We start from the raw sequence: 9,175 nt of genomic DNA, 5'->3' as shown, positions 1-9,175 counted from the left end.
TATGCCCATGTGAGAGTAGGTCATCGTCAGGCTCTTAATACCAAGCCCCGACAGCGAAAGCTGCCGGGGCTTTTTTATGCGCCGGCGTTGGACGCCGCGCGGCCTCTCCTCCGGCCGAACGGCCCATTACACCGCTCTTCGGCACGTCACTGAACACCTCTTCGCGGCAGGATGCTTCTGCGGCAATTACGACGGATCTCCCTGTCTTCTGCCTGTGAAAACCCCTTGTCCTATGGCCTGATTTTCAGTCCTTGCAGGGCTGTCTGCACCGTCGGAAATTGCATTCTTGTCAAACGGGGCCAATGCAGGATTTAGGATTTAACCTATTGAATTTTATTGGAACTTTTTCTCGTTGCATTCGGTTCGTCTGGTCGTGAATGCAAAACGTTGCAAACCCCGCTGTCGCCCCTTCGAAATCTATCCAGAATATGAATTGACGCACAGTGCCTGAGTTGCCAACTGTTACAATTGTGCAATAACTAAACAAATAAAAACGTTTTACTTTTCGGACGATAGAGACACAACAACATAAGGCGCACAGGGAAAGGAACAAAAAGGATTTTGAACTCAGACAGCAAGGTTTTTCGCCCTGAGGTGGGAAGTTATGCGTATTTTTATGCCTTTGTTGGTATGTGCAGCAGTATTTGCATGTCCGGTGGTTGTGCAGGCGAAGCTAAAGCCCCTTGGCGACAAGGAGCTTTCCAATATTACGGGCCAGGCTTTTGTCTCCATTGATCGCCAGTACAACCCAGATCCAACCCAGAACGTTGCTTATACCCGGGTAAATCTGGGGATGAATGTCGAAACGCAGCTGAATGTGGCCAAATTGGACCTGGGGCACTATAACCGTAACGATACGGCTACCGGGGGTGAAGCTGAGGCACCGGGTTCATCGGATGTTCTGGTGAACAACTTCAGCCTGGGCTACATCCAGAACGATCAGTATTACCAAAACACCTCGGCCCATCCTTATAATTCCGAGCTGCCGCGCATGTTGAAGCCGGATGGGAGTGCCTACCAGAATGGGGACATTGTTCCCTTCACGATAAAGGACCCGTACCTGGAGTTTGCGTACGATCAGACAACCAATGACATCGTAGGGGTGCGCTTGGGATTCGGGCAGTCCGAAGGTGTTTTGTCGGGAAATATTAAATACATGACGGGGAACGTCAACGTCAAGATCGTTGACCACGGTGAGGGGCTCAAGAATGCGAAGTCGCAAGGAAACCTTTTTGATCAGATGGTGAAGTTCCTGACGCCGGTACTGGCCGGTAGCAGTCCTCTCATCGCCCAGGCGCAGTTGGTTCATGGTGCGCAGAATGATCCAAAACTCGGGCAGTTGGATCCTGTGAGGGCACAATATATCGGTTTGCCCAATGGGGAGAATTTCACGCTGAAAGGGGTGAGTTCCTTGGTCGCGGGTGTTATCAAACTGATTAGTCCGACGCTAAGTTCTCCCATTACGCTGACTAACTGCAATCTTTTAACCTGTGATGTGAATGCAGTTGCACAGAATTGCCAAGTACTTGGCATCCAAGCGTGCTTCCCTTTGTCACAATACAATAGCTTTCCGATAGGTCAGATTACGAACGTTAACGGTCAAAACTATATCACTGGCCCATCCAGTGGCCTTTTTATGTCCTTCGAGACAAAAACGGTCCAGTGGCTGAAAGACGTTTCCAAACAGAATCCGACTTCTTCGGATTACATTACGGCGGGACCCGGGGCGTTTTTCAATATCCCCAGTGGCTCCACGCAGGTGAACTTGGACCAGGCATTATACGGAATACAGCGTTACAGAACGGAATACATCGACCGCGGTGTAGGGCTGTTCTGACCGGATAACTGACTGAATGGGGCATCGCTGAGCATGAGAAAGGCCGTTTACATCGGTGGATTGCTGGTGCTGGCGTTAGCGCGGAGCGCATCAGCGCATCTTGCCGCGCTGTCGGACAAAGAGCTCTCTTCTGTTCAGGGCGGCGGCGTCGGTATGGTGATGGAAAATTTCGTGTTTGAGCACGGGACTGACGTGCAGAACGGCCAGGTATTCAAGATCGGCGGCATCAAAAGCAGCACGGGAGAAGCGGTCAATATCACCGTCAACAAGTTGTATATTGCTCGTGCTGGCAGTAATTACGGCACCAATCTGCAGCCGGTTAACCTGGGGCGGCTGATCAACCCTTATACCATTGACCTGCTGAATGGTGACAATATCGGTATTCCGGGCAAGGCGGTACTGCAGATCGCCGCTCCGACCAAGGTGGCCGCTTCCGTAGGATATGACTGTCTGGATCCTGCTGCGGTCGCCGGATCGGGAACCTGCTCCAGTCGTCCGGCTACGGCAACTTATGCTAATGGGGAACGGCCTGATATCGGTATCCAGATGAATGTTCAGGTGGGTACCAATGCGGCGCATAACCTCAATATTCAGGCAAAAAGTGCGGTTATTGACGGTAGCTACCTACGGCTTTGGGGAGACGACACCAATCATCGGCTGGTCGCTCAGTTCAAGCTCAACTTCTATACCCCCGAGCTTTCGATCAGCTCTTGTGACCTGAGTGGAACCAGTTGTGGTTCGACCATCTTTATGAAGAACTTCCAGTTGGAGTTGGCGATGGGCAACAATCTGCAGCCGATGTATCTGGATGTGGATGGGACCGGAAATTTCGTCTTTCAGATTCAGGATATTCCAAAGCCGGCCGCGGGAATGATTGCGGCAGACGGCAAGTTGGCTGATAGCGATGCGACAACCTGGAATTATTACAATGACTACTACACGAATCCTGAGTACCGCAGCAATTTGAAAATTGGCGACTTCTCCGTGGGTGCGCAGGATTTCGGGTCGGCGGAAGTGAGTGGTTTGTTGATTCAGCACCTAAAGATCACGACGCATGATCTGGCGCCGTAAGAGGGTTATCTGATGCGATACAGGACTATTTTGGGCATCGTCGTTTCTGCAGTCCTGGCTTGGTGTGTCCCGGTGACTGCGGGGGCGCAGTTAAAGAAAATGAATGATGCGGACATGTCAAAAGTGGCCGCTCAGGGGGGGATCTATCTCTCCGGGGATATTACCTTGAATGAAAATGGTGGTCCGCTCCAAAACGCCTATTTTGGTGCCTGTACCGATACCACCAAGCACTGCGGTGCACGAATTGCGGTACAGATGAAACAGAACGGCGGTTGGCTGGTCCTGGATGATCTTCGTGGTAAGTTTTCTTTCCAGGGATTGACGATCCGGACTCGGAAAATAACCAGTGGTTTCGGTGGGGACGGTGCACTCTTCAATCGTGATGTCCTTGAAATCGGCCTGCCGAATGTTGTGCAGTTTGACAACGTTTCCATGAATATTGCAGCGAGTAGTACATCTCGACCGACAGACGCGGGCTTTCAGCAAACCGACCTGTTCAGTGTTCAGATGCAGGGAAAGGTCACCATGCAGGGGAATTTGCTGGTCTTTCCGGACGGTAATCCGTAAGCAGGCTGTTAATGATGACGCAGCGACATTTTTTGCTCAGGAAGACACTACTGGCCGTGACCATCGCGGCTTCGGCAATGCCTTTGTTGGCACAAGCCGGGCTCAAGCGTCTTGATGATTCAACCTTGTCCGGCATTAGCGGGCAAAGTGGCCTGACGCTGGAAATGTCGATGAACGTCTCTGCGGGAAGCCTGGGGTATTTTGATGACGGTAACGGAATCAAACTTGAAGGCGTCAAGATTGGTTCTGCTTCCGGGAAGTCTGCCGGAGCTCAGGAGATTGCTTCCATCGATATCGGGTCGGACGGCAGCCTGGATATCGCTTACACGGTTAACGATAGTCGCACCGAGTTTTCTGACCTGGTGCTTTCCGATAATCCAAACGTTAGTGGCGGCGGCGTCTTTTTCGATGAAGGCAGTGCGCTGGGAACACTGATGATCAAGCCGGGCGGTGCCCTGACGACTCAGGGTATTACGGTCAGCTCGTCGTACAATCTGTCTGCCGGTCGCCTGGGTTATCGTACTAACGGTAATGAAGTCTTCCTTGATGACATGAGCCTGAATTTCAATGCGCCGAATTGGACGCTGGATACCGTGGGCAATGTCCTCGATTTCAAAATACCGTCTTTCACAGGTTCCTTTAACATCGGCGCCATTCGTTATAGTAACAATCCCCTGAACCATGGCGTTTCCAATGATGTAACAACCGGTCAGCCTCTTCCCAGTTATGGAGCGCTGTCAGGTGATTTTGACTTGTCCGGTGAACTCAAGCTGCAGGCCGGCGGGCGGTTTGGCACTCAAGGGATGCGCTTGGACGGGCAGGTTACGATCAATAATGCCGATCTGTCGTATATCGATGATACCCATCCTCTGACATTGCAGGGGATTACCGGCAACTTGAACCTGAGCGACCTCCGAATCGATGTGGCGCCCGACTGGAATAACCGGTTAGGGCTGGCGTTAACGTTGGGGCAACTGGATGGCAATATCAATATCGCCAACGTTGAAATTGGCGATGCCGGGAACAGCATTGGTTCAATCGATTTGAACTTTACGTTGGCCGACCAGACCGTCAGCGGCGTTAACTACACCAATGCCGTCTATATAGAAGGCGGTGGTCAGGCGGATGCCGGGAAACAGGGCCTTCGCTTGGCGACGGAATGGAGTTTGGCCAACGCAGACCTGTCTTACACGGATGACGGCAATACTGTTATTTTCAGTGGTCTGAAGTCGTGGGGGCAGGGTGACCTGACCCTAAATGTGACCAAGGCTGGCACTATTAATAATACCCAGTTCTTCGACGGCCTCCGTATCGGTTTTGAAAACGTCAAGGGCGGCTACAGCTTTGATGGCCTCCGGGTCGGTGATAAAAATGCACCGCTCCAAGGGGGGACTGAGCTTCTCCTCGCACTGGGTCTTTATCCCTCCTACGACTTCACCATGAACGGCCAGATTACGCTGGGTGCCGGCGGGCAATCCGGTGCGGGCCTGACAATCAACTCGGATGTTCACATTACCAAGGGACACGCGGCCCTGATTGCCGATCAGAACGGTAATGGAATCTGGGCGAGTGACCTCGATTACGACATGCATGTTCGGAACATGACTGTTGACATGACGTCGACCGGGCTGGCTATCGTTAAGGGTGAGGCCTGGAGCACCATGGATATCGGCAATCTTCGCGTAGGTGACAAGCTCACCGGCGGCAGTTTTGGGCGGGTCGTTGTCCAGACCTATGAGACCGGCAGTAGCATGACCATTTCCCCTGGCGGCGCCGGTAATGTCTGTGTGGGCGCAACCGGTACCGATTCGGCAACCTGCACGGCGGGGGGGGGTATCTGGGAGATGCGCGGCCAGCAAGGGGTTACGGTTTCCCTGAAACAGGTGTTTGCCGCCGCCGTTGACGCGACGAAGCGCAACCGGATTACCTGGGAAACAAATCGCCAGGTCGATGCAAACGGCAATGCTATAAATGGGACCGGAGAGCAACTGGTTATTGATAACTTTCATACCAGCGACGGCTGTGACTGTAACGGGGATGGCGTCGACGACAATACCTTCGGCATCCAGACTGAGCTGAACGTTGACGTCTACCAAACCAAGGTCGTTAAGAAGACGACTGGCCCGGACTCCAATGGCGTCGTCGGTAATGTTGGCGACGAGAAGATTATGGATCCGACCGCGCCCGCGGGTTATGTGTATGTCACCAATCCTACTACCGCCCAGATAGCGGATCGTCCGCTGGGCTTTGCCGTCAAAGCGCATACCCAGTTCAAAGAGCTGGACGTCGGGAGTGTTAACCTGGTGCATCCGACTGGCGGCTCCCAAACCATGTTGTATGGCGTGAGTATCCAGAACGTCGACCTCACGGCAAACCTCACGGCGACCCCAATCCAGTAGCAGTTGAGGTCTGGGCCAGTTTTCTGCTGCCCGTCCCAGATCTTTATCGCTTGCATTGAATCCTGCTTTGTTAAAAGATTCGAAGCCGATGTGTGCCTGGCGGAAAGCGTCAGTCACTGGTTTTGATGTCCCGATTGATGCGAAGTCCACATGAAAGAAGCCCTATTGGAAATGCTGTCCGATGGAGACTGGCATTCCGGTGAAGAGTTGGCCCGCCGCTTGGGGGTTAGCCGCACTGCCGTCTGGAAACAGTTGCATAAACTGGATGAGGAAGGTGTGCCGGTCGAAAGGGCGCATCGTCAAGGGTATCGTATTGTCGGTGGCATGGATCTTCTCGATGCAACAGTCATCGCGTCCCAGTTTCCTGCTAGCTTGGCGGCCTCCCTGAAGCTGACGGTCTTGTCGTCTGTGGGTTCAACCAATACTTATTTGTCGCAGCAGCCCAGTGGGGCTACCTATGACGTCTGTCTCGCCGAGCAGCAGACTGCCGGGCGTGGACGAAGGGGGCGGCAATGGGTGAGTCCCTTTGCCCAGAATCTGTACCTCAGCCTCGCTTTTAACTTGGCGGGTGGAATGTCATCGCTGGATGGCTTGAGCCTGGTCGTCGGCGTCGCTGCGGCGGACGCTTTGGCTGCGATGGGCATCGACGGTGTTGTTCTCAAGTGGCCTAATGACCTCTGGCTTGAAAGGCGAAAGCTCGGGGGTGTGTTGATTGAGCTTCAGGGTGAGCTGCAAACAGCCTGCCGTGTTGTGATGGGACTGGGGTTGAATGTTTATATGGAGCCGGGGAACGAAGCGTCGATTGATCAGCCGTGGACATCGCTAAAAGCCAGCGGTCTTGTGGTGGACGGGGGAAGAAACCGCTTGGCGGCGACAATGATCTGTGCGCTGATCTCGGCGGTGGAGGCGTTTCAGCAGAATGGCTTTGCGCCTTGGCGGGAGCGCTGGATGCAGCGAGATGCATTGAGGGATCAGTCCGTTTACACCTTGCCGGGTGATTTGCGGGGTGTTGGGCGAGGGATTGATGCAGGGGGCGCCTATCGCATTGAGACCAATGAGGGTATCGAGGTGGTTCAATCCGGGGAAATCAGTCTCAGGATGGATGCGTGATTCTTCAGGTTGATGTCGGCAATACTCGGGCTAAATGGCGTCTGATTGAAGGCGGGGCGATTTTCGCTCGTGGCGCAGGGAGTTTGAGCGACGAACGTCTGTTTGAGGCCATTTCGTCTCAACAGCAGTCTTCCACCAGTGAAGTGCGCGTCGCCTCGGTGGCCGGCGAGGCAGGCCTCGCATCCTTGTTGGCCCGTTTGTCCGCAGAGTTCGGTTGCATACCTCGCGTTTATCAGGCGATCGACGAACAGGCTGGGTTGCGGCTTGCCTACCGGGATCCGGGGCGCATTGGTGTGGATCGCTGGCTGGCCATGTTAGCTGCTTGGAAGAGGTATCGTGCCGCGTTTGTTGTGGTGGATGCCGGCAGCGCCCTGACAGTCGATTTTGTGGACGCCCAGGGCGTACATGGCGGGGGGTATATTTTGCCGGGCTGGCGAATGCTGGAGAATGCGTTGCTTCAGGGTACTGCCCAGGTGCGTTTTGACGTAGAGGAGGGGGAGCCTGTTGAGCCTGGCAACTCGACGGCTACCTGTGTTTCCCATGGGCGTAACTGGTTGTGGAGCGCGGTCATTGAAAGGCTGGAAAGGGACTGCCGGCAGCAGGCTATAGGGCGGACAATTGTGACTGGTGGAGACGCTGGCCGCCTTTTGGCTCTGGGCCTTCAGGCTGAGCATTGGCCCGATATTGTGCTCGACGGTATGAACGACTGAGGGTGCTCGATTGCTGATGCGCTTCGTGAAGTGGTTGGTTTATGTTCTCTGTCTGCTGAATATCGGGCTGTTGGCGTTGGCGCATGTTGTTCCGCCGGTGCCTGTTTCCCCTCATCAGATGCATTTACTCCCCCGGGTGAGGGAGTTGCAGTTGGCTGGCGAGGCAGGATCCTTGCCGCAACCGCAACCGCAACCGCAACCGCAACCGCAACCGCAACCGCAACCGCAACCGCAACCGCAACCGCAACCGCAACCGCAACCTAAGTCGCCGTCAGTCGCGGAAAAATCCTCCGTGCTTCCAGTACCTGAGGTGAAACCGCAAGCGCCGCCTGCATCTGTGCCGGTTGCACCGGCCACTCCTAGCCTTCGTTGTGAGGTCGTGGCCGGATTGACGGATCCCGATGAAGTGACAGGCTTGGTGGGGCGGGCGTCCGCACAGGGGATGGTCGGGGAGAGTCAGTCGCGTGATGTTCCGCTCCCGCCGTATCATTGGATCATTGTTCCCTATACGAATCGATCTGCGGCTTTGCGGGCGTTGCGTCTGTTGCAGCGTCAGGGCATTGATAGCTACCTGGTAACAAGCGGGGAATGGACAAATTCCATTTCCTTGGGAATATTTGAGCACTCGGGTTCGGCGCAGACCTTGTTAAGGCAGATGCGGGAGCGAGGTTTGAAGGTTAAGGAAGTGCCCTTTGAGCGTCAGCAGACGGTTTATCGTGTGCAGTTTGATCGCCTGACGGAGAGCCAGTACCAATGGCTGGAGGCTGAGATGGGTCATTTGCAAAAGAAAGGTCGAGAGATTCAAATTATTGCTTGTCCGGGTGTTGCATCAATACCCAAAAGTACTTAACATACCGGCCTCGCAAATGAGCGAGATCAGAGCTGGCGTAGCTCAGTTGGTAGAGCAGCTGACTTGTAATCAGCAGGTCGGGGGTTCGATTCCGTCCGCCAGCTCCATTTAAAAGGTTTTGCAGGTGCCGCCGAAAGTGGTGCTTGTTCGGGAGGGGTTCCCGAGTGGCCAAAGGGATCAGACTGTAAATCTGACGCGAAAGCTTCGCTGGTTCGAATCCAGCCCCCTCCACCACTATTTTGTTTGCGGGCATCGTATAGTGGCTATTACCTCAGCCTTCCAAGCTGATGACGCGGGTTCGATTCCCGCTGCCCGCTCCAGAATACGGTTTTTGTGAGGCTCATGTAGCTCAGTCGGTAGAGCACATCCTTGGTAAGGATGAGGTCACCGGTTCAATTCCGGTCATGAGCTCCATTTGTTTGTAGTTCGGTTGATGTTGCGATCCTTGATTGACTAAGGAGATTGGTCGAATGTCCAAAGCTAAGTTTGAACGCACCAAGCCGCATATCAATGTGGGCACCATTGGCCACGTTGACCATGGTAAAACCACGCTGACGGCTGCTCTGACTCGTGTATGTCACGAAGTATGGGGTACTGGTGAGGCGCGCGCATTCGACCAGATCGACAATGC

General features: G+C 54.1%; 8 protein-coding genes and 4 tRNA genes. All 12 read left to right on the top strand.

The window, feature by feature from the left end; all coding sequences use genetic code 11:
• Positions 1-604 precede the first annotated feature (604 nt).
• Positions 605-1,837 carry a DUF6160 family protein gene (locus tag CLR77_RS19850; protein WP_227520024.1) on the top strand — a complete coding sequence of 411 codons (1,233 nt, stop codon included), beginning with the start codon at positions 605-607 and terminating at the stop codon, positions 1,835-1,837.
• A 33-nt stretch (positions 1,838-1,870) separates the two neighbouring features.
• Complete coding sequence (locus CLR77_RS19845) at positions 1,871-2,908, top strand: hypothetical protein (protein WP_097462460.1); 1,038 nt, start codon at positions 1,871-1,873, stop codon at positions 2,906-2,908.
• Positions 2,909-2,938: 30 nt separating this feature from the next.
• Complete coding sequence (locus CLR77_RS19840) at positions 2,939-3,475, top strand: hypothetical protein (RefSeq protein ID WP_227520023.1); 537 nt, start codon at positions 2,939-2,941, stop codon at positions 3,473-3,475.
• Between the two features lie 11 nt (positions 3,476-3,486).
• A complete protein-coding gene (locus tag CLR77_RS19835; protein ID WP_097462458.1) occupies positions 3,487-5,874 on the top strand; it encodes a DUF6160 family protein in 2,388 nt (795 codons plus the stop codon).
• A 150-nt stretch (positions 5,875-6,024) separates the two neighbouring features.
• Positions 6,025-6,984 carry a bifunctional biotin--[acetyl-CoA-carboxylase] ligase/biotin operon repressor BirA gene (gene birA, locus CLR77_RS19830; RefSeq protein WP_097462457.1) on the top strand — a complete coding sequence of 320 codons (960 nt, stop codon included), beginning with the start codon at positions 6,025-6,027 and terminating at the stop codon, positions 6,982-6,984.
• Positions 6,981-7,694 (top strand): type III pantothenate kinase, encoded by a 714-nt coding sequence (locus tag CLR77_RS19825; protein WP_158227250.1) that lies wholly within the window; start codon positions 6,981-6,983, stop codon positions 7,692-7,694. The genes birA and CLR77_RS19825 overlap by 4 nt, the downstream gene beginning before the upstream one ends.
• Positions 7,695-7,704: 10 nt before the next feature.
• On the top strand, positions 7,705-8,544 hold the full coding sequence (locus CLR77_RS20070) for an SPOR domain-containing protein (RefSeq protein WP_143269451.1): 840 nt from the start codon (positions 7,705-7,707) through the stop codon (positions 8,542-8,544).
• Positions 8,545-8,575: 31 nt separating this feature from the next.
• Positions 8,576-8,651, top strand: a tRNA-Thr gene (locus tag CLR77_RS19815).
• A gap of 43 nt (positions 8,652-8,694) precedes the next feature.
• A tRNA-Tyr gene (locus tag CLR77_RS19810) sits at positions 8,695-8,778 on the top strand.
• 11 nt (positions 8,779-8,789) lie between these two features.
• Positions 8,790-8,864, top strand: a tRNA-Gly gene (locus CLR77_RS19805).
• Between the two features lie 18 nt (positions 8,865-8,882).
• A tRNA-Thr gene (locus CLR77_RS19800) sits at positions 8,883-8,958 on the top strand.
• 56 nt (positions 8,959-9,014) lie between these two features.
• A partial coding sequence (locus CLR77_RS19795) for a GTP-binding protein (RefSeq protein ID WP_227520022.1) occupies positions 9,015-9,175 on the top strand: 161 nt, incomplete at its 3' end.

Origin of the sequence: Mangrovitalea sediminis (assembly GCF_002514725.1) — a bacterium.
GTDB classification, from domain to species: domain Bacteria; phylum Pseudomonadota; class Gammaproteobacteria; order Pseudomonadales; family Oleiphilaceae; genus Mangrovitalea; species Mangrovitalea sediminis.
This window is presented reverse-complemented; position numbering and strand designations above follow the sequence as displayed.

Excerpts from the sequence above, each read along its gene's own strand:
- CLR77_RS19850 (WP_227520024.1), top strand. The coding sequence starts at position 605 with ATGCGTATTTTTATGCCTTTGTTGGTATGTGCAGCAGTATTTGCATGT.
- CLR77_RS19845 (WP_097462460.1), top strand. The coding sequence starts at position 1,871 with ATGAGAAAGGCCGTTTACATCGGTGGATTGCTGGTGCTGGCGTTAGCG.
- CLR77_RS19835 (WP_097462458.1), top strand. The coding sequence starts at position 3,487 with ATGATGACGCAGCGACATTTTTTGCTCAGGAAGACACTACTGGCCGTG.
- birA (WP_097462457.1), top strand. The coding sequence starts at position 6,025 with ATGAAAGAAGCCCTATTGGAAATGCTGTCCGATGGAGACTGGCATTCC.